This window comes from Micavibrio aeruginosavorus EPB (assembly GCF_000348745.1).
In the GTDB taxonomy this organism is placed as follows: Bacteria; Pseudomonadota; Alphaproteobacteria; order Micavibrionales; family Micavibrionaceae; genus Micavibrio; species Micavibrio aeruginosavorus_A.
In genome coordinates this window covers 317,659-341,735 of the sequence record NC_020812.1, presented here as the reverse complement: position 1 = coordinate 341,735, position 24,077 = coordinate 317,659, and the positions used below count along the sequence as shown (strand labels likewise).

The 24,077-nt window shown below is 55.3% G+C and carries 27 protein-coding genes; 14 read left to right on the top strand and 13 right to left on the bottom strand.

Annotated features, from left to right (window positions below; genetic code table 11):
• The first annotated feature begins 100 nt into the window (after positions 1 to 100).
• The gene (locus A11S_RS01480) at positions 101 to 403 is read left to right on the top strand and encodes a hypothetical protein (protein ID WP_015466707.1); all 303 of its coding nucleotides are present in this window, start codon (positions 101 to 103) and stop codon (positions 401 to 403) included.
• Between the two features lie 12 nt (positions 404 to 415).
• Entirely contained in the window at positions 416 to 889 is a 474-nt protein-coding gene (locus tag A11S_RS01475; protein ID WP_015466706.1) for a hypothetical protein, read from the top strand.
• Positions 890 to 929: 40 nt separating this feature from the next.
• On the opposite strand, the gene rimO is transcribed toward A11S_RS01475, so the two are convergent.
• Positions 930 to 2,261: a 30S ribosomal protein S12 methylthiotransferase RimO gene (rimO, locus tag A11S_RS01470; RefSeq protein WP_015466705.1), complete on the bottom strand. Its 1,332-nt coding sequence runs from the start codon at positions 2,259 to 2,261 to the stop codon at positions 930 to 932.
• A gap of 51 nt (positions 2,262 to 2,312) precedes the next feature.
• Complete coding sequence (locus A11S_RS01465) at positions 2,313 to 2,561, bottom strand: DUF6356 family protein (protein ID WP_015466704.1); 249 nt, start codon at positions 2,559 to 2,561, stop codon at positions 2,313 to 2,315.
• 118 nt (positions 2,562 to 2,679) lie between these two features.
• Between A11S_RS01465 and A11S_RS12130 the strand changes: the two genes are divergently transcribed.
• The 3 genes from A11S_RS12130 (at position 2,680) to A11S_RS01455 (ending at position 4,731) form a co-directional block, all read left to right on the top strand.
• Positions 2,680 to 2,808 (top strand): hypothetical protein, encoded by a 129-nt coding sequence (locus tag A11S_RS12130; protein ID WP_015466703.1) that lies wholly within the window; start codon positions 2,680 to 2,682, stop codon positions 2,806 to 2,808.
• A 112-nt stretch (positions 2,809 to 2,920) separates the two neighbouring features.
• The gene (locus A11S_RS01460; protein WP_015466702.1) at positions 2,921 to 3,538 is read left to right on the top strand and encodes a GNAT family N-acetyltransferase; all 618 of its coding nucleotides are present in this window, start codon (positions 2,921 to 2,923) and stop codon (positions 3,536 to 3,538) included.
• A complete protein-coding gene (locus tag A11S_RS01455; protein ID WP_015466701.1) occupies positions 3,535 to 4,731 on the top strand; it encodes an MFS transporter in 1,197 nt (398 codons plus the stop codon). The genes A11S_RS01460 and A11S_RS01455 overlap by 4 nt, the downstream gene beginning before the upstream one ends.
• A gap of 87 nt (positions 4,732 to 4,818) precedes the next feature.
• Here the strand turns inward: A11S_RS01455 and A11S_RS01450 are convergent, their stop codons facing one another.
• The 10 genes from A11S_RS01450 to A11S_RS01405 form a co-directional block, all read right to left on the bottom strand.
• The gene (locus tag A11S_RS01450) at positions 4,819 to 5,490 is read right to left on the bottom strand and encodes a hypothetical protein (protein ID WP_015466700.1); all 672 of its coding nucleotides are present in this window, start codon (positions 5,488 to 5,490) and stop codon (positions 4,819 to 4,821) included.
• Between the two features lie 157 nt (positions 5,491 to 5,647).
• Positions 5,648 to 6,463, bottom strand: coding sequence for an exodeoxyribonuclease III (gene xth, locus A11S_RS01445; protein WP_015466699.1), 816 nt, complete (start codon positions 6,461 to 6,463; stop codon positions 5,648 to 5,650).
• A gap of 25 nt (positions 6,464 to 6,488) precedes the next feature.
• Positions 6,489 to 6,809, bottom strand: coding sequence for a YbaB/EbfC family nucleoid-associated protein (locus tag A11S_RS01440; protein WP_014101888.1), 321 nt, complete (start codon positions 6,807 to 6,809; stop codon positions 6,489 to 6,491).
• Positions 6,810 to 6,821: 12 nt separating this feature from the next.
• A complete protein-coding gene (locus A11S_RS01435; protein ID WP_015466698.1) occupies positions 6,822 to 8,519 on the bottom strand; it encodes a DNA polymerase III subunit gamma/tau in 1,698 nt (565 codons plus the stop codon).
• Between the two features lie 60 nt (positions 8,520 to 8,579).
• Positions 8,580 to 9,746, bottom strand: a complete 1,167-nt coding sequence (locus A11S_RS01430) for a glycosyltransferase family 4 protein (protein WP_235067905.1) — start codon at positions 9,744 to 9,746, stop codon at positions 8,580 to 8,582.
• Entirely contained in the window at positions 9,691 to 10,857 is a 1,167-nt protein-coding gene (locus tag A11S_RS01425) for a DegT/DnrJ/EryC1/StrS family aminotransferase (protein WP_015466696.1), read from the bottom strand. Before A11S_RS01425 ends, A11S_RS01430 begins: the two co-directional genes overlap by 56 nt.
• Positions 10,850 to 12,439: a Gfo/Idh/MocA family oxidoreductase gene (locus A11S_RS01420; protein WP_015466695.1), complete on the bottom strand. Its 1,590-nt coding sequence runs from the start codon at positions 12,437 to 12,439 to the stop codon at positions 10,850 to 10,852. The genes A11S_RS01425 and A11S_RS01420 overlap by 8 nt, the downstream gene beginning before the upstream one ends.
• A 14-nt stretch (positions 12,440 to 12,453) precedes the next feature.
• Positions 12,454 to 13,839, bottom strand: a complete 1,386-nt coding sequence (locus A11S_RS01415; RefSeq protein ID WP_015466694.1) for a nucleotide sugar dehydrogenase — start codon at positions 13,837 to 13,839, stop codon at positions 12,454 to 12,456.
• A gap of 171 nt (positions 13,840 to 14,010) precedes the next feature.
• Entirely contained in the window at positions 14,011 to 14,754 is a 744-nt protein-coding gene (locus A11S_RS01410; protein ID WP_041802331.1) for a response regulator transcription factor, read from the bottom strand.
• A gap of 208 nt (positions 14,755 to 14,962) precedes the next feature.
• On the bottom strand, positions 14,963 to 16,471 hold the full coding sequence (locus tag A11S_RS01405) for a CoA-acylating methylmalonate-semialdehyde dehydrogenase (RefSeq protein WP_015466692.1): 1,509 nt from the start codon (positions 16,469 to 16,471) through the stop codon (positions 14,963 to 14,965).
• A 152-nt stretch (positions 16,472 to 16,623) separates the two neighbouring features.
• On the opposite strand from A11S_RS01405, the gene A11S_RS01400 reads away from it, so the two are divergent.
• The 8 genes from A11S_RS01400 (at position 16,624) to A11S_RS12125 (ending at position 22,431) form a co-directional block, all read left to right on the top strand.
• A complete protein-coding gene (locus tag A11S_RS01400) occupies positions 16,624 to 17,886 on the top strand; it encodes a GTP cyclohydrolase II (RefSeq protein WP_015466691.1) in 1,263 nt (420 codons plus the stop codon).
• On the top strand, positions 17,879 to 18,550 hold the full coding sequence (gene upp / locus A11S_RS01395; protein ID WP_015466690.1) for a uracil phosphoribosyltransferase: 672 nt from the start codon (positions 17,879 to 17,881) through the stop codon (positions 18,548 to 18,550). Before A11S_RS01400 ends, upp begins: the two co-directional genes overlap by 8 nt.
• A gap of 233 nt (positions 18,551 to 18,783) precedes the next feature.
• The gene (locus tag A11S_RS01390) at positions 18,784 to 19,794 is read left to right on the top strand and encodes an alpha/beta hydrolase (protein WP_015466689.1); all 1,011 of its coding nucleotides are present in this window, start codon (positions 18,784 to 18,786) and stop codon (positions 19,792 to 19,794) included.
• Between the two features lie 108 nt (positions 19,795 to 19,902).
• A complete protein-coding gene (locus A11S_RS01385) occupies positions 19,903 to 20,547 on the top strand; it encodes an FMN-dependent NADH-azoreductase (protein ID WP_015466688.1) in 645 nt (214 codons plus the stop codon).
• 298 nt (positions 20,548 to 20,845) lie between these two features.
• Positions 20,846 to 21,736 carry a pirin family protein gene (locus A11S_RS01380; RefSeq protein ID WP_015466687.1) on the top strand — a complete coding sequence of 297 codons (891 nt, stop codon included), beginning with the start codon at positions 20,846 to 20,848 and terminating at the stop codon, positions 21,734 to 21,736.
• 116 nt (positions 21,737 to 21,852) lie between these two features.
• Entirely contained in the window at positions 21,853 to 22,023 is a 171-nt protein-coding gene (locus tag A11S_RS11970) for a hypothetical protein (protein ID WP_015466686.1), read from the top strand.
• 130 nt (positions 22,024 to 22,153) lie between these two features.
• Positions 22,154 to 22,291: a hypothetical protein gene (locus tag A11S_RS11965; protein WP_015466684.1), complete on the top strand. Its 138-nt coding sequence runs from the start codon at positions 22,154 to 22,156 to the stop codon at positions 22,289 to 22,291.
• Positions 22,292 to 22,302: 11 nt separating this feature from the next.
• Complete coding sequence (locus A11S_RS12125) at positions 22,303 to 22,431, top strand: hypothetical protein (protein ID WP_015466683.1); 129 nt, start codon at positions 22,303 to 22,305, stop codon at positions 22,429 to 22,431.
• A 99-nt stretch (positions 22,432 to 22,530) separates the two neighbouring features.
• Here the strand turns inward: A11S_RS12125 and A11S_RS01370 are convergent, their stop codons facing one another.
• The gene (locus A11S_RS01370; protein ID WP_015466682.1) at positions 22,531 to 23,124 is read right to left on the bottom strand and encodes a TetR/AcrR family transcriptional regulator; all 594 of its coding nucleotides are present in this window, start codon (positions 23,122 to 23,124) and stop codon (positions 22,531 to 22,533) included.
• A 183-nt stretch (positions 23,125 to 23,307) separates the two neighbouring features.
• Here A11S_RS01370 and A11S_RS01365 point away from each other — a divergent pair, with 183 nt between their 5' ends.
• Complete coding sequence (locus A11S_RS01365; protein ID WP_015466681.1) at positions 23,308 to 24,036, top strand: SDR family NAD(P)-dependent oxidoreductase; 729 nt, start codon at positions 23,308 to 23,310, stop codon at positions 24,034 to 24,036.
• Positions 24,037 to 24,077: the final 41 nt, after the last annotated feature.

Genomic DNA, 24,077 nt, shown 5'->3' with positions numbered 1-24,077 from the left:
AAAAATTATTATTTTTCAACGCCTTAATTTGGCCACCTTGCCGCCTTGATGCCGCCGGGCTATGGTTTGGCATTCAATTATAAAAACAGGGATATTCATTATGACACGCGATTTGAAACCCGCCTTTGACCTGGCCGACCTGCACCACCGTATGGCCGAATTGAAACGCCAAATGCGCCCCCTGCTGTCCAGCCCGGTTGCCAATGACCGCATCATGCTGAACCACGAAACGGGTGATTTTTACCTGCGCAGTGATGTTGAAAAAAACGGCATGGACAATGCCACCGCTCTGGGCCGCATTGATTTGGCCACCGAGGTGACAATGTTCAAATACGCCACGCGCGAAATGCTGAACCTGAAAATTCAAAACGCCTCAAATAACCCGCGCCCGACCAACGGATAAGGACTTTTTTTGATGGCCGGCCTCCTGACCAAAGCCTTCCGCGCCCTGTTCTTCAAACCGCTGACGAAGCAGGAACAGGAATGGATCGACCTGATCAAAAAGATCAGCCCTGATCCCAAAACCCTGCAAGCCGATGGCACGGTGCGGACCAAGCATGGCCGGAACATCTTCCCCTATACGGTCAGCGTCCGTTGTTCCGACCCCTTGCTGGGCTGGTCCATGTCCGCCGATATGCGGTATTACACCCAACCCCGCATGACCGAACTGGCCCAACAAATCCGCCCCTTACGCACCAGCCCAAAGGATGACCATATCCACATCAACGAAGAAACGGGCGATTTCTACCTGCACAGCGATGTCCTGAAACACGGCATCAAAAACGCCACCATCCTCGGCCAGATCGACGTGGATCTGGAGCGTGACATGCTGAAATGGCAGGAAAGCCGTATTCGTACGCCGAAGATGGTGGGTTTAAAACTGGATTGACCGATCATAAAAAAGCCCCGGACCATCCGGGGCTTTTTTGTTATTCCACAACGACGCCGTATAAATCGTACGCATCGGCATCTTCGACCAGCACGCTGACGTAATCGCCCTGTTTCACATCCGACGGAACGTCGCGCAGGAAGACCTTGCCGTCGATTTCAGGGGCGTCGGCCATGGAACGGGCATCCGCTCCGCCTTCGCCATCAACCTCGTCAACAATACATTGAACGATGGTATCGATTTTGGCTTCGGATTTTGCGGCGCTGATGCCTTGTTGCACCTGCATGAAACGGTCATAGCGTTCCTGCTTCACTTCTTCCGGAATGGCACCGTCGATATCGTTCGCTTTCGCGCCCTGCACCGCTTCGTATTTGAAGCATCCGGCGCGATCGATTTTCGCGTCCTTCATAAAATCCAGCAGCATTTCAAAATCGGATTCTGTTTCGCCGGGGAAACCGACGATGAAGGTGGACCGCAGCGTCAAATCCGGCACCTGTTTGCGCCAGTTGCCGATCCGATCGGCGATTTTGTCGACATTGCCGGGGCGCTTCATCGCCTTCAGCACGTTGGGGCTGGCGTGCTGGAATGGAATATCCAGATAGGGCAGGATTTTCCCATCCGCCATCAGCGGGATCACATCATCCACATGCGGATACGGGTAAACATAGTGCAAACGCACCCACACGCCCATATCCCCCAACGCCGCGCACAGATCATAGAATTTCGCGCGCACGCGACCACCCTTCCACGGGCTGTCGGCGTATTTCAGATCAACGCCATAGGCCGAGGTATCCTGGGAAATAACCAGCAATTCCTTCACGCCGGAATTGACCAGCTTTTCCGCTTCGAACAACACATGGTGGGCCGGGCGGCTGACCAGATCGCCGCGCAAAGACGGGATAATGCAGAAGGTGCAGCGGTTGTTGCACCCTTCGGAAATTTTCAAATAGGCATAGTGACGCGGGGTCAGTTTCAAACCCGCTTCCGGCACCAGATCGACATACGGGTCATGCACCGGGGCGACCACATCATGCACAGCGCCGACAACATCTTCATATTGTTGCGGGCCGGTCACGGCCATCACCTTTGGGTGAATTTTTGTAATCGATTCCGGTTCGGCGCCCATGCACCCGGTCACGATGACCTTGCCGTTTTCTTTCAGCGCATCGCCAATCGCGGCCAGCGATTCTTCCTTGGCCGAGTCCAGAAACCCGCACGTATTGACAATGACCACATCGGCCCCGTCATGCGTGGCGGAGAAATCATACCCCTCGGACCGGAGCTGCGTCATGATACGTTCGGAATCCACCAGCGCCTTGGGGCAACCGAGGGAAACCATACCAACTGTGGGAGCTTTTTTGACCTGTTTCATGGGCGGAGATATACCCGAATCCGGGGGTAAAAAGCGAGATTTTTGTGATTTTCAGCCGTTTTCAGACCGTTTTTGAGCGCATTTAGCCTGGCAATGGGCCCGACGGGCGGCCATATCGGCATTCAGCCGGTCCAGCATCCGGCTGCCCGTATGGGTGAACAGGAAGGGCAACAGCCCATGGATCACCACAACACAGGCAATCACGACCATCGTCGCGCCGACTTTCAACGTGAAAGCCAGATGTTCAAAATACCCTTCGTCCGCATCGCGCAGATGCCGTGTAAAGAATGAATCGCTCATGGCGGGGATTATAACCGCACATACGGCGATGATTGAATCCCTTTTTCATCACAAATTTGTGTTGCGCCGCAAGGTGGACTTGTGTTTCCATGAATGAACAAACTTTGAGGACCATTCCATGAACCGCCTTATGGCACCACTGAACACGAAGGCTATTGCCGCAAATCTGGCCCAGACAGGAATTCTGGCCGGCATTGTGGGCGGCTTCGTTGCATCCGTGTGCGCCATGGATGGGTTGATGGAATAAGGGTTTCCCCTCTGTCAGCCACCCCCGAAAGGCTGACAGATTTATTCCCAAACCATCCGGAATATCATCTGCATCCGCCTTTCGGTTCATAAAAACCGAACAGGAGATATATATGCAGACCACCGACATCCGCCCGATCTTGATCGATATTCCGATGCCGATCATCACGCCCCGCCTCATCCTTCGCCCCGCCATGCCGGGCGATGGCGCGGCCATTCACGCCAACAAAGTTGAAACCTGGGACCAATTAAGCCGTTGGATGCCGTGGGCCAAAACCATGGGCACCGCAGACGATGACGAGGCCACCGTGCGCGAAGCCTACGCCAAATTTATCCGGCGCGATGACATGATGATGGTGGGCGTAAACCGCGAAACCGGCCGCATCGTGATGGGTACGGGTTTGCACCGGTTTTGCTGGACCGTGCGCACCTTTGAAATTGGTTATTGGGTGACCAAAAGCGCGCAAGGCCATGGCTATGCCACCGAAAGCACAAACGCCCTGATCCGCTATGCATTTGGCGCATTGAAAGCACGGCGCGTGGACATTGCCCACGCCACCGGAAACGAGGCCAGCCGGCGCGTGATTGAAAAATTGGGCTTCATTCCGGAAGCCCTTCGGAAAATGAACACCGTCCTGCCCGATGGAACGGTTACGGACCATCACGATTATGTGCGCTTTAACACAGACGGATTGCCCGACCTTGATGTAAGATGGGAAACAGAAACATGACAAAAGACCAATTCACAAACCGCAATATCCTGCTTCTGAACCTGCATAATATCGGGATCAGTGCGATTTTTATCCTGCCCGTCTTCCTGTTGTATTATCAGGATGTGATTGGCATTGGTTTTCGCGAACTGATGATCGCAGAAGCTATTTTCTCCGCCGTTGTCCTGTTGATGGAGGTTCCCAGCGGATGGCTGTCTGATGTGTGGAAACGCAAGCACACATTGATCCTGGGCAGTGCAATCAACATGGTGGGATTTGCCCTGTTGTGGAATGCGGATTCGTTTCTGGATGCGTGTATAGCACAAGGTTTGCTCGGCGTTGGGGTCAGTTTGAATTCCGGCACGGTTCAGGCGTTCTTGTACGACACCTTGCTGGATCAGGGGCGCGAAGATGAATTTTCGAAGCGCGAAGGAAAACGCTTTTCATACGGATTTTATTCGATCGCCGCGGCCAGCGCGGTGGGTGGATTTTTGTATTCCATCGACCCGCATCTGGCCATGGGCCTGACCGGATTTGGCTATGCGTTCGCCATTGTCTGTGCGGCGTTGCTGGTGGAACCCGCACGTCACAAACGCACCGCGGACAAACACCCCATTGCCGACATGATCGAAACCATGCGTTACGCCCTGCACGGCCACCGTGAGGTTGCCATGCTGATCTTCGCCGGGGCCGTCATGTTCTGCGGCACAAAGGTCTTGTTGTGGACGCAGCAGCCTTATTACATCGCCAACGATGTCCCGGCGGCATGGTTCGGTGTATTGGGCGCGTGCGGTTTCCTGATCAGCGCGGTGGCCGGACAATTCAGCCATATCCTGCCCGCGCATTGGCCCAACCGTTATATTCTCGGCGGCCTGCTGGCATTTGAGGTGATGATTTGCGTTGTGGCCGGGGTTTTTATCGGCTGGGTTGGCGTGGTGCTGATCCTGTGCGGATATCTGGTCTATGGCTTTGGCCAGCCCCGGATGCAGGCCGCGCTGAACAAGCGGGTGGACAGCACCCGGCGCGCCACCATCCTGTCCACCGCCAGTTTGATGGTGCATGTGATGGCCATTCCCGCCATGACCGTTTTTGGTATTTTGGAAGGCTCCATGGGGATTGATGGCGCTTTGCTGGCCCTTGGCGGGTTTATCGCACTGCTGGGCGGGCCGTTTATGATTGGCCTGATCCGGGCGGAAAAAGCGCCCGCCCCCTAAATGTCATCCCGACAGAGCGCAGCGACGAGGGATCTCACTGTATCACAAGATGGGATCCCTCACATTCGTTCGGGATGACAACAATGCTCAGGCCAGCTTTTCCTCTCTTGCATTGTCCTGTTGATCGGTCCAAATGGCCTCCACCGCCAGCCAGATCGACAGGGCCATGCAGAGATGCCACGCGAAATGCATGCCGTACGGGAACGACCAGCACAAAGCCCAGTCGAGCGAATAGAAAACCAATCCCACAAACAGCACATAGGCCGACCCCATCAGGAATTTGGCCTCACGCATGCGCCCACGTTGAATTTCAACGAAAGCCAGAATAACCAGAAACACCATGGCGGGCAAAAACGCGCCGCCATTTTGCAACATAAACGGCAACCCCAAATCCCGCCCCAACATCGCACAGAGCAGCATAACCACCCCAACAATGACCGCATTCACGGGATGCCAGCGCAAAATCTGGTGCGCCAAAATCATGGTCAGGATCGTTCCCATGACCAGTTGCGCGCCAATATCAATGGCGGCGGCAAATTGTTGCCCGGTGATGTGCCACACCATCCCCGCAAACCCGACCACCGCCATCAACATGGCCAGCAGCGACAAGGACGTGCCGCGCCCGCGATCCTGCGACCACAGCAAAAACGCCCCGACAATGAAGGCCAGGTTGGAAAGAATATTCAATGGCTGGGAGACCCCGAAGAACGAGGCCGATTCACAATAAACGTGATAAGGCAGATTCAAATCGAAATTCATGATCCATCATGTCGCGTCATAAAACAGCGCAGGATGCGCATAAATAAATGATCGCCCGGATGGCACAAAAAAGTCAAATAAATCAAATTAAATCAAATTGATTGCAGAATTAACGGACGCATTATCCAGGACGGTTTCCGTGCGTAAAATGCGCGTTTCAGGCGGCCTTGAGATCAAGGTCGATCATCACCGGCACGTGGTCGCTGGGCTTTTCCCAGTCGCGTGCAGCGGCCAGAATACCATGCCCGGTCAAATGCGGCACCAACGGCTTGGTCACCCAGATGTGATCCAGACGACGGCCACGGTTTGATTTTTTCCAATCACGGTTGCGGTATGACCACCATGTGTAACATTTCTGGTCATCCGGCACGAAATGGCGAATGGCATCATGCCACTGCAACGAATCCTGCATCGCGGTCAGTTTTTCGACCTCAATCGGCGTGTGCGACACGACATCCAGCAATTGTTTATGCGACCACACATCGTGTTCCAATGGCGCGATATTGAAATCACCCAGCGCAATCATCGGGTCGCTCGACTTGCCTTCTTGCGCAAACCATCCGGCCATTTCATCGACGAAATCCAGCTTGTGGCCGAATTTATCGTTCACAGTGCGGTCGGGCACATCGCCACCGGCGGGAATGTACAGGCAATGAATCTGCAACGGTTTTTTGAATTCGGCCACCTGCACATGCGCGGCGATATGGCGGCAATCTTCACGCCCGACGCGGTGGTGAATTTCGGTCGTGGTGAACGGCACCTTGGATAAAATCGCAACGCCGTTATAGGATTTCATGCCATGGATGTGGGTGTGGGCGTATCCGGCTTTCTCGACATCGCGCAAGGGGAACAGATCGTCCGGCGTTTTTGTTTCCTGCAGGCAGATCATATCGGGCGCACATTCGCGAACCAGCTTTTTCAAAAGCGGCATCCGCAGGCGAACCGAATTGATATTCCATGTCAGGATGCGCATAGAGGTAGAACCAAAGCCCGTTCGATTAGAACGGCAGCTTTGCCCCGCCCGGAATACCAAACTGGCCCATCAATTTCTGGGTTTCTTCGGTCATTGTGTTGTCGGCCACAGCGCGAGCGGCATTGATCGCCGCCATTACCAGATCTTCCAGCGTTTCACGGTCGTCCGGGTTGATGACTTCCGGGTTGATGGTCAGCTTGCGCACTTCGCCCTTGCAGGTCATCACAACCTGCACCATGCCGCCACCGGACATGCCCTGCACTTCCATTTCACCCAGACGTTCCTGCAATTCCTGCATTTTCGTCTGCATGGCCTGGGCCTGTTGCATCATTTTCTGAATGTTCATGGAAATCTCCGTTTAATTGTCTTTAATTTTGATGGCGATGTCGGAACCGGGGAAGCGTACTAAAACTTCCGATACAACTGGATGGGCACGCGCGGCCTCAATTTTCGCACCCATTTCCGCACGTTCCGCGCTGGCCAATGTGCCCGCACCCGGCGCGGATGAGAGAGAGACCAACCACCGTGTTCCCATCGCACGGGTCAGGATGGCACCCACCTCCTGCGCTGTTTTCGGATGGGCTTCCGGGTCCATGCGAACCTCCAGCACACCGGGGCGAATGGCGACAAAATGGGCGTAGTTATACAGCTCTGTGGCCCAGCGAATTTCGCGATTGGCCTGCAACACGGCCACAACATCGTTCAGACTGTTCAGCGCCACAGCCTGCATCGGGGCCGCAACGGGGGCGGCTTCAACCACAGGCATCGGTGCTGCCATGGCAACAGATGACCCGCCCGAGACCGCGCGCAAACCAACAGGCTCCGGGCTACGACCTGCATCTACATTCATGCCCGGCGCGCCCACGGCCCCCGTGTCTTTCATATCCTTGATCTTTTTCAACAGATCGGACGGGTCCGGCAAATCGGCGGCATAGATCAACCGAATTATCACCATTTCCGCCGCGGCCACCGGATTCGGCGCGGCCGTAACCTCGCCCAGGCCTTTCAACAAAATCTGCCACGCACGCCCCAAAGACGGCATGGACAATTTCGCGGCCAGATCAATCGCACGTTCCAACGCCTCGGGCGACAGACCCACGGGCATGTCCTTGGTTTTCGGCGCAACGCGCAGACGTGTCATCAAATGGGTCAGGTCGAGCATATCCTGCACGATCACCGCCGGGTCCGCGCCCAGACGATGCAGGTCGCCCATAATCTCCAGCGCCTCTGGTGCTTCGCCCTTCAACGCGTGTTCCAACAAATCCAGAACGCGGCCACGGTCGGCCAGGCCCAGCATCGCCTGCACCTGCGCGGCGGTAATATCAACACCACCGCCCAGTGCAATCGCCTGATCCAGCAAGCTCAACCCATCGCGCACCGATCCATCGGCGGCGCGGGCGATCATGGAAATGGCCGCATCTTCCGCGCCAACCTTTTCCCAGCCACAGATATTCTTGAAATGACTTTCCAGCACCGGAATTTCAACGCGGCGCAAATCAAAACGCTGGCACCGCGACAGAACGGTCACGGGCACTTTGCGAATTTCGGTTGTCGCGAAAATGAATTTCACATGCGGCGGCGGCTCTTCCAGCGTTTTCAGCAACGCGTTAAACGCCTGCTTCGACAACATGTGCACTTCGTCGATGATGTAGACTTTGTAACGGGCGGATACAGGCGCGTAACGCACACCGTCCAAAATTTCGCGAATGTCATCAACACCAGTGCGGGACGCGGCGTCCATTTCGATGACATCGGGGTGACGGTCTTCGGAAATCGCCTGGCACACGGCGCAATCATCCGTCGGTCCGGTGGTCGGCCCCGCCGTGCCATCGGCCCCGGTATAGTTCAGCGCCTTTGCGATAATACGCGCCGTGGTGGTTTTTCCCACCCCGCGCACACCGGTTAACATAAAGGCATGGGCAATCCGCCCGGAATTGATGGCGTTGGTCAGCGTACGGACCAGCGCATCCTGACCAATCAACTGGTCAAAATTCTGCGGCCGGTATTTCCGGGCCAAAACGCGGTACGGGACGGTGCTTTGCGATTCTGTTGCCATGGGTTCCGTTTTAATGGGTTTAACCCGCCCCGGCAACCGGACAAAGGTTAAAAACGGCGATTATCCGGGGGTTTTGGCCGAAATCTGACGCTCAATAAAGGCCCCGGTCCGCTGCGCCAAAACAGGCCAGCGATAATCCCTCTGAACCAGATCCAGTCCCCTGCGCCCCATGGACGCCGCATGATCCGGGTTATGCGCCAGATCGGCCACGGCACGCGCCAAAGCCTCCGAATCCTCCGCCGGGATCACGATCCCGCACCCGTGTTCCCGGACCACATCCGCCTGCCCCGGAAAATCTGTCACAATCACGGGCACGGCACAGGCCAATGTTTCAAACATTTTCAACGGAAATAATCCCGTTTCGGACCGCTGCCCCGGATTACTGATGGGAACCAATCCCGCAATCGCATGGGCGATGTACCCCGCCAACCGATGGTGTGGAACGTGACCCAATGCGTGAATATGCACATGAGCCCGCGCCGCGTCCTGAACCGTAGCGCTTTCCTGTCCTGCCCCAATCACGACCAGATCAACGCCAGCAGGCCAATGGGCAGAACTGGCCGCCGCGATCATCGCCGTCACACCATGCCAGCGAGCCAATGAACCGAAGAACAGAACATAGCGATCCGGTAATCCATCAGGCCGCTGAGCATCAGGATGAAACAGATCCGTATTAGCACCGTTAGGCACCCATTCAACTGGACGCCCGCCCGACTGCACACGGGCCCACTCCGCCAGTTGCGGCGAAACCGCGCACAAGCCCGTGGCCCAGCGAAATTGCTGTTTCTGCATCCAGATTAGAACGGATTGAAACGGACGAAGGATCGCATGCGTAATAAACACGTCATCATATGGACCATTAATTTCATGAAAAATGGGTACGCCAAAGACACGCGCAATCAGTCCCGTCGGAAAAGCCAGATTATGGTTGCGCACATACAACACGGAACCGCGACATTGAAACGGCCAACACAGCCACATTTTTACCTGCAACGCCATCAACCACAGCAACCGCACAGGCAATGGCGGTGACCTTTTAAAGCGCGCATAGGCTGGTTGCACCAACGTGACATCCCAGCCCCGCGCACGCAGGCCGTTTGCAATTTCATTGACATGGACGAAGCTGGCCGAACCCTCGCGCGTAGCCTCTAGCGCGAGGTAGACCAGTTTTTTATCCGGCGACAGCATCACGGACAACGCCGATGATGTAATCCTGTGTCTCCGCATCCAGATACGGATGCATTGGCAGACTGAATACCGCTTGCGCTAGGCGTTCCGATACCGGCACACCGCCCGGAACGGACGGGTAATGCTTATACCCTTGCTGTTGCGACAGCGGGATCGGGTAATAAACCATGGTCGGGACGCCTGCGGCCTTGCACGCATCCATCACGGCGGCACGATTCTGACCCGACTTAAGGGTCAGTGTATACTGCGCCCAAGCGCTGGTCGCACCCTTGTCCAGCTCCGGCACCTTGATCACATCACGCAAGCCATCATTGTAACGATCGGCCACCTTCTGACGGGCAACCAACTCATCACCAAAAATTTTCAGTTTTTCCAATAGGACGGCAGCCTGCATCGTATCCAGACGACCATTCATGCCAATGCGGACGTTGTCGTATTTATCCGAACCCTGGCCATGCACGCGCAGGGATTTCAGCAGAGCAATCATTTCATCGCTATCGGTAAACACCGCACCGCCATCGCCATAGCAGCCCAGCGGTTTCGCTGGGAAGAAACTGGTCGCCGTGGCCAGCCCCATGGATCCGACTTTTTTGCCATTTAACGATGCGCCAAAGCTTTGCGCGGAATCAGCCATGACCCACATGCCGCTTTCGGCGGCGATCTCATTGATGACCGGATAATTTGCCGGTTGACCGAACAGATCCACCGGGATCACCGCCGCCGGGTTCAAACCATCCGCCTTCGCCGCCGCAATCGCCTTTTTCAGGCTTTCCGGGTCCATGTTGAAGCTGTCTTCCAGCACATCGACGAAATACGCCGTCGCCCCAACCCAGGCCACAACTTCCGCCGTCGCCACAAAGGTAAAGGCCGGAACAAAAACCGCATCACCCGCGCCCACGCCCTTGGCCATCAGGACCAGACCCAAAGCATCCGTGCCATTGGCGCAGGACAGCACATGCTTGCAGCCCGCCCATTTGGCCAGTTCGGATTCCAGCTGCGTAACTTCCGGACCCATGATGTACTTGCCGTGGTGAATCACACGCACAACAGCCTCATCCACCGCCGGGGTGATGCGCAAACGTTGGGCGTTCAGGTCAATAAATTGAATGTCCGCCTCAGGTTTTACCAGCTTCAGATTTGCATTAGCCATGGGTCGCATCCTTCTTTCCCTGTTCAACCAGCACCAACGTGCCGTTTTCTTCACGATATTTGTCACCCGACAGCGGGCAGATCAGGTCAGCACCCAGCTTCGCGCCCGCATGGCTCATCCAGCCAATCCGCTTGGCCGGAACGCCAGCCATCAAGGCAAACGCCGGAACATCGCTGGCCACCACCGCACCGGCCGCAATAAAGCAATATTCACCCAACGTATGGCCGCATACGATGGTCGCATTCGCGCCGATCGTCGCTCCACGTTTTACCAACGTCTGGCGATACTCACTTTTGCGCTCAATTTCCGCCCGCGGATTGTTCACGTTGGTGAACACGCAGGACGGACCACAGAACACGCCATCCTCCAGCACGACCCCTTTATACAGGCTGACGTTATTCTGGATTTTGCAGGTATTGCCAACGCTGACATCAGGGCCAAGCACGCAGTTCTGGCCAATCACGCAATTTTTTCCAATGACCGTGTTCGGCAAAACGTGGGAGAAGTGCCATATCTTTGTGCCCGCGCCAATCGTGCTTGGCTGATCGACATAGGCGCTTTCATGCACCATCACGCCGGGATGGGTGTTTTCAACGGCCTTGACCACCGGGCGTTCGGATTTCAGCGCTTTGGACGCGCGATCCAGGACCTTCAGGACGCGCAAGCCTTCGCGGCCATCCGTACGGGCCGGCTTACGGCTGTCGATGCAATCAGCAAAATGCTGGCACTCGCCACGCAACGGTTCGGATACAGTCAGTTCAACGGCTTCGCCATCGGCCTTTTCCGGCACCGGTACATCACCGTTCCATTGAATGGCGTGGCGGTACAAAGTCAGCTTGTTCGGCCAAGCCTGACCATCATCAAACACGGCCATGCCCTTTTCACCGACCACGACCAGCTTCTGCTCCTTGAACGGATGCAGCCAGGACACGAACACATGCGCGTTCAGTCCGCTGGCAAATTCCAGATGTGTGATCGTCGCGTCTGCAATGGAATTATGCAGGGTATAGGTGCCGTGGGCATGAACCTGTTCCGGCTCCTGCCCGGCCAGCGCCAGAATCATGGACAGATCATGCGGCGCAAAGGACCAGAGAATGTCCTCCTCCCGGCGGATTTTGCCGAGGTTCAGGCGGTTAGAGTAGATGTAGTTCAAACGGCCCAGCTCACCGGCCGCGACCATGTCCTTCAACTTCAGGAAGGCAGCATGGTATTGCAGCAAATGCCCAACCATCAGAATGCGGCCATTCTTCTCGGCCAGTTGGCACAATTCCTGCGCCTCATTCACGTCCAGCGACAACGGCTTTTCAACGAACACATCCTTGCCCGCCAGCATCGCCTGCTTCGCCAGCGTGTAGTGCAAAGCGGCCGGCGCAGCGATGGCAACACCCGCAATCGCCGGGTCCGCCAGAACCGCATCCCATGTCAGGACCGGAACATTATGCTGGATCGACATGGCATTGGCCAAATCGGGGTTATTGTCACACACAGCGGCCAATGCACCGATTTCGGCAAAGTTACGAACCAGATTTTTGCCCCAGTACCCGCAACCCGCTACCGCGATATTCTTCTTCACACTGGCCATGCTCAATCTCCCGATTACGACTTAACGATATTGCCGCCGGTCAAACCAGCGCGTTCGCACGCATTGCGCGTATCAACAACCAGCTTGGCATTATCGACGATCATTTTGTAATCGACATCATCGTGATCAGTCGCGATCAATACTGCATCATATTGCGCCAGTGTAGCAGCATTCAGCTCAACGCCCTTGCGGCCAGCCAAAGCCATATGCTCACGCGTTTTCGGCACAACCGGGATATACGAATCGTGGAAATCGACGGTCGCGCCGCGCTCTTCCATGATTTCCCACAGACGCAAAGACGGGCTTTCACGCATATCATCGACGTTCTTTTTGTACGCAATGCCCAGCAGCAGGATTTTCGCCCCGTTCAGGCTTTTCTTCGCACGAACGCTCAACGCTTCAGCCAGATTGGTTACAACATAACGCGGCATATTCACGTTCACCTCGCCCGCCAGTTCAATAAAGCGGGTGGAAATTTCGTATTCGCGGGCTTTCCATGTCAGATAGAACGGATCGATTGGAATGCAGTGACCGCCCAAGCCCGGCCCCGGATAGAACGGCATAAAGCCGAACGGCTTGGTTTTCGCCGCATTGATCACTTCCCACACATCAATGCCCATGGCGGAGTAGATGACCTTCAGCTCGTTCACCAGCGCGATATTCACCGCACGGAAAATGTTTTCAGTCAGCTTCACCGCTTCCGCCGTTTCGGTGGACGATACCGGCACAACCTGCGGCACAATTTTGCCGTACAGGGTGGTCGCCATGGCAATCGCCGCCGCGCCATCACCACCAACAACTTTCGGGATCGAAGCAGCAGAGAATTTTTCATTGCCCGGATCTTCACGCTCCGGCGAATAAGCCATGAAGAAATCTTCACCGCACTTCAACCCGGTTTCTTCCAAAATCGGACGCATGACTTCGGTCGTGGTGCCCGGATATGTGGTGGATTCCAGAACGATCAATTGGCCTTTGCGGAGATATTTCGCAATCACCTTCGTCGTATCGACAACGAAGCTCAAATCCGGCTCGCGTTGCTTCGTCAGCGGCGTTGGGACGCAAATCAGGATCGCATCGGCGTTGGCCAGTTTGGTAAAATCGGATGTGACATCAAACTTGCCAGTATCGAGAATCTTTTGAATGTCAGATGACGGGATGTGCTTGATCGGGGATTTGCCGTTTTTCAGCCCCTCGACGCGGGCATCATCAACATCGAAGCCGATCACTTCAAAACCGTTCGCGCTCAATGTCGACACCAGCGGGATACCAACATAACCCAAACCAACAACCCCGACCGTCGCCTTGGCGGTCGCATAGGAGTGGACAATATCCTGAATGTGGGGCGGCAGATCCGAGGCCGGTTCAATGGTCGTGAATTGCGGAAGCGCAGAACTTTTCATGATGAAATCACCCGTAGGCTGCCGCCGGGGTCGAACAATACGGCCCCACCGCAACCATCAATGTTTATGTAAAACCAAGCGAGCCCAAGGCTCGCCCGGTTTGTACAAGATTTGGATGATCAGGAAAAGCTTTATAAGCGAGAAAAACACCGGGTTTTGCCCGGCCCACCCCTATTCCGCGGTGTCGGCCAGGCCAGTTTTGTGCGGTGCGGTGGTTTCGTCTTCTGAATCAATGGCATCCATATCGACTTCGGTCGGGATGGTGTAGCCCAGACCGCGCACCGTGCGGATAACCCCGTGGCCCAGTTTGCGACGCAGGGATGACACATGCACCTCAATCGCGTTGCTTTGCGCCTGGTCCGACCCGGCGCGGCCATAGACGAAATCTTCGATCTGGGTCTTGCTGATGATCCGGCCGATATTGCCCATCAGAATATCCAGCACCGCTGCCTCACGCGCGGACAGCGACACGGGCACGCCCGCTTTTTCGACACTGCAAAACGCCGTGTCATAGCGCAAGTCACCGTGGTTGATAATATGTTGGGTGCTGCCGCCGACACGACGCAGAAGGGTGGCAACGCGCACCAGCAATTCATCGGGATTATAAGGTTTGCAAACATAATCATCCGCGCCGGCATTCAGCCCTTCGACGCGGTTATCGACCGAATTGTGAACGGTCAGCATCAGGACGGGATAGTCCTGTCCGCCTTCGCGCATTTGGCGTAGAAAATCAAAACCGGACATACCCGGCAAATTCACATCCAGGATCAACAAATCATAATGCGTCCCGCTTTGCAGTTTTTGCGCAGCAGCTTCGGCCGATTGAACCCACTCAACTGTGTAAGCGGATTTCAGAACCGTTTCCGTCATGGACCCGATGATCGGATTATCTTCGATGAGTAAGAGACTTTGCATTCGATTTTTATCCTGCACTGTAAAACCCCTATCTTAGGGTTACTGTGCCATTCTATTATGACGTGAAGCTTACCGACTTTCGCCAGCGCCCCATATCTTATTGATTCACGTAGATAATAATGTACACGCAGATGATGTGCGTGAACACCCCCCATGGGTGGGGGGTGGCGTTAACACATACTTAAGGTTGGAATATTTCTTGCCCGGTTTATTTCATCGTCGGCATGACGAATTGCGCACCTTCGCGCACGCCAGCAGGCCAACGCGACGTCACCGTTTTCAGGCGCGTGTAGAAATGAATGCCTTCTGGCCCGTGCATACCATGCGCACCGAACACAGAATCTTTCCACCCGCCAAAGCTGTGGAACGCTACGGGCACAGGGATTGGCACGTTCACACCAACCATCCCGACCTGAATTTTATTCACGAAGGTCCGCGCGCAATCACCATCGCGCGTGAATACAGCCGTACCGTTACCAAACTGATGCGCGTTGATCAGATCAACGGCGGAATCGAAATTTTCCGACCGCACCACGCACAAAACGGGGCCAAAAATTTCTTCGCGGTAAATCGTCATCTCCGGCTTCACGTGATCAAACAGGCATCCGCCCATATAAAACCCGTTTTCGTAGCCCTGGCGGTTCAGTTTGAAATTGCGCCCGTCAACGACCAACTGCGCGCCCTCTTTCAAGCCCGCATCGACGTAGGACAGCACCTTGTTCAAATGATCCCGCGTGACCAGCGGCCCCATTTCGGATTCATGGTCCGTGCCCGGGCCAATTTTTAACGCCTCGACCCGCGGTTTTAATTTCTGCATCAATTTTTCACCGGCATCACCGACGGCCACCGCCACCGAAATCGCCATGCAGCGTTCACCAGCAGAGCCATAGGCCGCACCCATCAGCGCATCCACCGCCTGATCCATGTCGGCATCGGGCATCACCACCATGTGGTTTTTCGCTCCGCCCAACGCTTGCACACGCTTGCCATTGCGGGCCGCGGTTTCATAAATATAATGCGCAATCGGCGTCGATCCGACGAAGCTGATCGCGCCCACACGTTTGTCGGTCAACAATGCATCCACCGCGCCCTTGTCGCCATGGACAACGTTCAATACGCCGTCGGGCAATCCCGCCTGCTTGAACAAATCGGCAATGAACAGCGCCGCGGACGGATCGCGCTCCGACGGCTTCCACACGAATGTATTGCCGCACGCAATCGCCACCGGGAACATCCACATGCCCACCATGGCCGGGAAGTTAAACGGCGTAATACCCGCACAGACCCCAACCGGCTGACGGATTGAATAGGTATCAATATTGGTGCCGACATTTTCGGAATATTCGCCCTTCAGCAAATGTGGAATGCCACAGGCAAATTCGACCACCTCGATCCCGCGCGTGACTTCGCCGGCGGCATCGGACAAAACCTTGCCATGCTCCGCCGTGATAATCGCGGCCAGCTTGTCCGCATTTTGATCCAGCAGATCCTTGAACTTGAACAGCACGCGCGCCCGGCGCAGCGGTGGGGTCGCGACCCAGCCGGGCAACGCGGCTTCAGCCGCGGCAATCGCCCGTTCCACCGTAGCTGGCGCAGCCAAAGGCACAGATCCCGCAATTTCACCCGTGGCCGGGTTATAAACCGCGCTGGTGCGCCCATCCGGATCGACATAGGTCCGACCATTGATGAAATGCTGGATTTGTTGCGCTGCGGTCATGTTTCATCCCCGTATGGTTCGATTTTTCAGGCCTCAATATCTATCATCCTTTGCCCCCGCCGTCACCCTGCGCTATAGTTCCCGTCCATTTATTGATGGGCCATTTCTTGATGGGCCATATATTCAACAGGGCATAAGGCCGGGAGGCCATAATGAAAAAGAACCGATCCAATCCATCGCATATTGTTCTGACATCCCATCCACCGAAGGATGGCAAGATTCCGAAAATCACATGGGGCGCAAAAACGCTGGCCGAGCGCGGTCCGCTGATCGCCAGCATGGCCGACCACGCGGCATCGAACGTGATTGGTGCGTATGCCGGGGCTTATTCCGTTTACCGTGCCGTGGCCGTGGCCACCGGGGAACTGGACCCGTTGCACGTTCCGGATTTGCACAACACCGCGCCGCCGGTCAAAATCGGCCCGCATGAACAATGGTTTGAACCGGGCCGGATTGTTTCGCTCGACCCGTGGGGTCACATGGTGGGCGAGGCGTTTGAAGAATACCGCCAAAAGGGTCTGGATGTCCGCCCAACCATCGCCGTCACCCGCGCCCATATTAACGTGCCGGAAATTCACGACGCCATGCGCGCCGGTCGGTTAAAGCCGGATGGAAAAATTCTGAAAGAAAACGGCGATGTCCGCGTAACCAAGGCCGCGATTGACCCGGTCTGGCATTTGCCGGGCATGGCCGAACGGCTGGGCGTGGATGAACATGATCTGCGCCGCAGCCTGTTCGAAAATTCCGGTGGCATGTTCCCGGAATTGGTCACACGCCCCGATTTGAAAGTGTTCCTGCCCCCGATCGGCGGGCATACGCTGTATTTCATGGGTGATGTTGAAACCATCCATGATCCGAATGTGCCGTTGGCGTGCCGCGTGCATGATGAATGCAACGGGTCCGACGTGTTCGGGTCCGACATCTGCACCTGCCGCCCGTATCTGTGCCATGGCATTGAACTGTGCATTGAAACGGCGCAACAAGGCGGATGTGGACTGGTCGTCTATAACCGGAAAGAGGGCCGCGCCCTGGGCGAAGTCACGAAATTCCTGGTCTATAACGCCCGCAAACGTCAGGAAGGCGGAGACAGCGCCGCAAAATATTTCGAACGCACAGAATGCGTCGCCGGGGTTCAGGATATGCGCTTCCAGGCGTTGATGCCGGACATCTTCCACTGGCTGGGCATTAAGAAGATCGACCGTTTCGCCAGCATGAGCAACATGAAGCATGATGCGCTGGCCAATCACGGTATTGAAATTGTTCACCGCATCCCGATCCCGGCGGAATTGATCCCGCCAGATGCCGCCGTTGAAATGGAAGCGAAGAAAGCCGCTGGCTATTTCGTACCGGACCCGGATCAGGTGATGGATGAAAAAGAATTGCAAGGCGTGAAAGGACGCGGTCTCGATGAATAAGACAATGGACGAACGAGGAGTATCCGCCATGAGCGAAAACAACGTGCATGTTATCAATCACCCGCTGGTTCAGCACAAGCTGACCATCATGCGGAAAACAACCACATCAACGAAAGAATTCCGCGATCTGTTGCGCGAAATTTCCATGTTGATGGGCTATGAATTGATGCGCGACCTGCCGACCGAAGGCGTGAAAATCGAAACCCCGCTGGAAACGATGGAGGGCCAGCAACTGGCCGGCAAAAAACTCTGCCTGATCTCCATCCTGCGTGCGGGCAATGGTTTTGTTGACGGCTTGTTGGATCTGGTGCCATCCGCCCGCGTGGGCCACGTTGGCCTGTACCGTGATCCGGATACATTGATCCCGGTGGAATATTACATGAAGGTGCCCGAGGATCTGGCCAACCGTCAGGTGGTCGTCGTCGACCCGATGCTGGCCACCGGTAATTCCGCGATTGCCGCCGTGGACCGGATCAAGGACCATGACGCCGTGGACATTAAGTTCCTGTGCCTGATCGCATGCCCGGAAGGGATCAAGGCCTTCCAGGAAGCGCACCCGGATGTGCCGATTTACACCGCCGCCATTGACCGTCAATTGAACGAGCATGGCTATATCCTGCCAGGGATCGGCGATGCCGGGGACCGGATTTTCGGAACGAAATAAGGCCGGATTGGCCTCCTCATTTTTAAAAAGCCCCGGTTTTAAAACCGGGGCTTTTTTAATAACCACCCCCAAAACCGCCCAATTCCAGTAAACCAACCATTTGAAATAAATAAGAAATAAATTTTTTTATCATCCGGTACAAATTTCTGTTGCGCCCACCCAAAATCCAGCTTAATATGTACTTATCAGTACAGATTGAGACCGCACAACAGACCACGAAAGAGAGACCGACCATGAATATCCTTCAAAAAGCAAAAGACTTGTCCCTGAACGTCATTCACGGCACCCCGAAGGGCCCGTATCTCGACCAACCGACCAAGGCCTTTATGGACGCCGTGATCGCCGCCGGGGGCGCACCGCTTTACACCCTGACCCCCGCCGAAGCCCGCAAGGTTCTTGAAACCGTGCAACAGGTGCCCACCCGCCTGCGCGATGCGGATGTTAAGGACATGACCCTGAATATCGGCCCGACCGGCAGTGTGAAGGTGCGCCTGTATCGCCCCGCCGGGTCCACCGGCGCCTTGCCCGTGATCTTGTACACCCATGGCGGTGGCTGGATGCTGGGCGATGCCAACACGCATGATCGTTTGAGCCGCGATCTGGTTCACGCCACCGGGGCCGCGTTGATGTTCGTTGATTACGACCGCACACCGGAAGTCAAATTCCCGGTTCCGCATGAACAGGCCTATGCCGTTTTGGAATATATGGCCGCGAATGCCGGGTCCCTGAACATTGATGCCAACCGCATCATCGTGGCGGGTGACAGCGCCGGTGGTAACATGGCCGCCGTTCTGGCGATCATGGCCAAGGAACGCAAAGGCCCGAAAATCGCTATGCAGGTGTTGTTCTATCCGGTCACGGATAATGTTTCGGACAACAGTTCCTACACCGCGTTTGCGGATGGCCCGTGGCTGACCCTGCCGGCGATGAAGTGGTTTGGCGAAGCGCTGCTGGATAAAGATCCGGGCAATGACCCGCACATCTTCCCGCTGCGCGCGTCGATCGACACGCTGATCGGCTTGCCGGAAGCGTTGATCATCACCGTTCAGAACGACGTTCTGCGCGATGAGGGCGAGGCTTATGGCGAGAAGCTGAACGAAGCGGGCGTCCGCACCACGGTCACGCGTTATAACGGCACGATCCATGACTTCCTGTTGCTGAACGCGCTGGCCGAAACACCGGCGACCGAAGGGGCGATTGCCCAGGCCGCCAGCGCCATCAAACGCGCTTTCGGCACGACCTAAACCCAAAACATCCCCAAGCCCACCGCTAAGGGCGGTCGTTATCTCCCGTAACGACCGCCCGCCGGGGGGAGCGTACCCAGAAACAAAAGATTAACGGAGACCAGTACAATGAAAATCCTGCATATCGATTCCAGCATCATGGGCGACAATTCTGTTTCGCGCCAATTGTCCAAGACAATTGTTGAACGGATCGAAGCCGACCATGATGAATTTGAAACCACGTATCTTGATCTGGCCCGTGACCCGGTCCAGCATTTGAGCGGCGAATTATTCGCGGCCCAAGCATCCGCCCCCGAACATCGCACCGCCGATCAACAACGCGACATCGACCATGGCGCAAAAATCATGAATGATTTCCTGGCCGCGGACATCATCGTCATTGGCGCGCCGATGTATAATTTTTCTGTGCCCAGCCAGTTGAAAGCCTGGATCGACCGCGTCGCCGTGGCTGGAAAAACATTCCGTTACACTGAAAAAGGCCCAGAAGGACTTGCCGGCGGCAAGAAAGTGGTGATCGTATCCAGCCGCGGCGGGTTTTACGGCCCCGATACACCAGCCGCCCCGATGGATCATCAGGAACCGTATTTGCGGGCCGTCTTCGGCTTCCTGGGCATTACGGATATTGAATATGTCCGCGCCGAAGGCATCGCCATGGGCCCGGACCACCGTCAATCCGCACTGGACAACGCGATGAGCACCATCGCTAGCCAATGCGACAAAGCAAAAGCGAACAGACAGGCCGTCGCGTCATAAGGAGAACGCCCCCAACCCTTCTCCTGCGCACCCTGTTTGAACCGGGCGTCCTTGTGGTCGGGACGCCCGGTTTCTTTTTTGTATGCATTGGCCATTTGCATGACAACAACACTCCCCCCACCCAACCCTCCCCCCTCGGGGAGTGGGGAGGGCTTTCATTATCCCCTCCTATCTCCTCCCCCCTGTGAAGGGGGGAGGGTCAGGGTGGGGGGAGGAGCCATACGCACAAGCCTTCCCATTCATCGCATCACTCTCTACAATTCCCCCATATTTGATCTTCTTACCCAAGGCCCGCCCCATGTCCCTGATCGAACTGACCATCCCGCCGCGTGAAGCGGATATTGGCGACCTGCTCGTCCGCCGCCTGTTGCCGTATATGAAGCGCCGCACGCTCGGCCCGTTTATCTTCCTCGACCACATGGGCCCCGCGCATTACGACGAAGGGCATGGTCTGGATGTGCGCCCGCACCCGCATATCGGTTTGGCCACACTCACCTATCTGTTCGATGGCGAAATTCTTCACCGCGACACGCTGGGTTCGCATCAGGCGATTACACCCGGGGCCGTCAATTGGATGATCGCTGGTTCAGGCATCGCGCATTCCGAACGCACCGATCACGCCGAACGTGTCCATGCCAACGATGTGCATGGATTGCAATTCTGGATCGCTTTGCCCAAAGAGTTTGAAGAAAAAGGCGCGGAGTTTGCCCATTACGAAGCCAGCACGATTCCCACCATCGAATCCCCCGGCGTGCGCATGAAGGTGATTGCGGGTTCTGCCTTTGGCGAAGAGTCCCCCGTGAAAATTCACAGCCCCCTGTTTTATGTCGAGGTGCATATGAATGCGGGGCGTCATTTCGACCTGCCACCACAATACCGCGAACGGGGCCTGTATCTGATTGATGGCGCCATTCGTGTGGGTGGGGAAGATGTCACACCGCATACATTGCCCGTTTTCCTGCCCGATGGCACGGTGCGGATCGAAGCCGTCAGCGACGCCCATTTCGTTTTACTGGGGGGTGAGCCCTTGCCCGAAAAACGTTTCATCTGGTGGAACTTTGTTTCCAGCTCTCAGGAGCGGATTGAGCAGGCCAAAGAAGACTGGGCCAACGGGCGGTTTGGCGACATTCCCGGCGATAAAAATGATGCCCTGCCCCTGCCGCCCGACCGGGTTAAATCCGGCAAATAACTGAAAAATAAAGATAATATATTTTATACTGGTTGATAAATAATTGTTGACCGATCGGTCAAATCCGGGTTATTCTATACTTATAAGTACAGAATTAAACAACAAGGATGACCGCCATGAAACGCAACAGCTTTAAACACACACAACGCACGAAGAAGAAAACCCCGGTCCTGGATCTGGAATTTGAAACAGGTGACGTCTATCTGGCCGAACTGACCAAACGCGCGAACATGTTCCGCGGTGATGTTCACGGGGCTTATGCCGTATCCGACTGGATCAACGGATAATCAAAAAATGAAACCACCAAAAACAGGGAGTTTAAAAATGCAAAACCGCGATGAATTTATCAGTGACCTGATCACGTATCTGAAGACCTCAACTCTGACCCTCAACAGCATGAAATAAACGGAGATGAAAATGCACACACAATCATTCCAAGACCAATTCTTTGCCCAGCCGATGTACCAACAATTCAACCGCATCGTGACGCACTTTGAATCTGATGAAAACGAACCGGCCGTTGTGAAATATCTGCGCGCCCACAGCCAAATGTAAGGAGAATGACCATGCGAAATCTGCAATGGGATATTGACGAACTGATGGCTTTTAACCGCCATATCGCGGAACAGGATGCCCGCATCCGTGAACTGCGCGATCGCGCCCGTTACACCGGAATCGTTGCCCGCCCACGCTGATAAAACCCTATAACAAAAGGATCCACCATGGATTGCTCTTGTATTTAAGGCCCTCCGTTACCGGGGGGCCTTAATCATTTCCGCATAAGAACGTTTTTATCAATTCACCGTTGGCAACGCATCCAGCGCATGTTTTGCAATCGCGCGCATCTCGTCGCACGGTACGCCATTGGTGCTTTGGATCGACATGCCGTTTAAAACAGTCGTGTAGAAGCGTGCCAGATACGCCGTATTCGTTCCGGCAGGCAAATCGCCCTCATCCAGCGCGCGGTCACAGCGTTCTTTCAACAAGCGCGTAATTTCATCGCGTGATTCTTTGGCCGCTTGCTGGGCCTCACTGCATTCATCACCGCCGACCAGTGCCCCGTGTACGGCCAGGCATCCGCTCGGGCGTTCCTTGCAGGTAAAGGATTCCGCAGAGCCCAGCAGGAACCGTTCCAACGATTCACGCAAGGTTGGCGCATCCAGCAGGGTTTTGAACATACTCGCCGCATCGGCCTGGTATTTTTGCAGGGCCTTGCGGAACAATTCTTCCTTGTTGCCAAAGGCGGCATACATGCTGGGGCGGTTAATGCCCATCGCTTCGGTCAAATCAGGGAGGGACGCGCCCTCATACCCTTTTTCCCAAAAGACGTGCATGGCCTTGTCCAAAGCCTGATCGTAATCAAACTGACGGGGACGTCCGGCTGCCATTTCATGCTCCTTTGTCACAGTTACATTTATACTTATAGGTAAAATATACAGAATCTATTGGAAAAAGTCCATGATTATTTTTTACCGATTGGTAAAATATCCCTTGACCAAACACCCCGCCCGTTATAATATTTACTGAATGGTACAGATTTTAACCTTTAGCATTACAGAACGGATAAAGACATGACCCGCCCACTGGAAAACAAAGTCGCCCTCGTCACCGGAGCTTCCCGCGGTATTGGGGCAGCCATTGCCAAGAAACTGGCCGAAGACGGTGCCACCGTTGCCATCACCTACGGCGCATCAAAAGACAAAGCCGACGCCGTCGCAAAAGATATCGAGGCCGCAGGCGGTCAAGCCATCGTCATCCATGGGGACGCCAACAAACCGGAAACAATGCAAGCCGTTGCCGATGAAGTGGTCAAAAAATTCGGGCGTATTGATATTCTTGTCAACAATGCCGGAATTATGGAGGGTGCCGCCAGCATTGGTGATGTTCCGATGGATGCGCTGGACCGCACGATCAACATCAATGTGAAATCGCTTTTCATACTGACGCAGGCCGTCGTCAAAGTGATGCCGGATAAGGGGCGCATTATCAACCTGTCCAGCGTTCTCGGTGAACGGGCCGTTATACCAGGCATCAGCATCTACAACACGAGCAAATTTGCCGTCAATGGCATGACACGTTCATGGGCATTGGACCTTGGCCCACGTAGCATCACCGTTAATTCGATATTGCCCGGCCCGATTGACACCGATATGGGCAACCCGGACGCCGCAGCCTTCACAGCCATGAAACGTTTGGGCAAACCCGAAGAAGTCGCCGCTCTGGCCGCGTTCCTAGCCTCGCCAGCGGCCAGCTATATCTCCGGTGCTGAAATCACTGTCGATGGTGGATTGAATGCATAAGCATGTTTCTTCCGCACCGACGCCATCTATAGAAAGGAGAC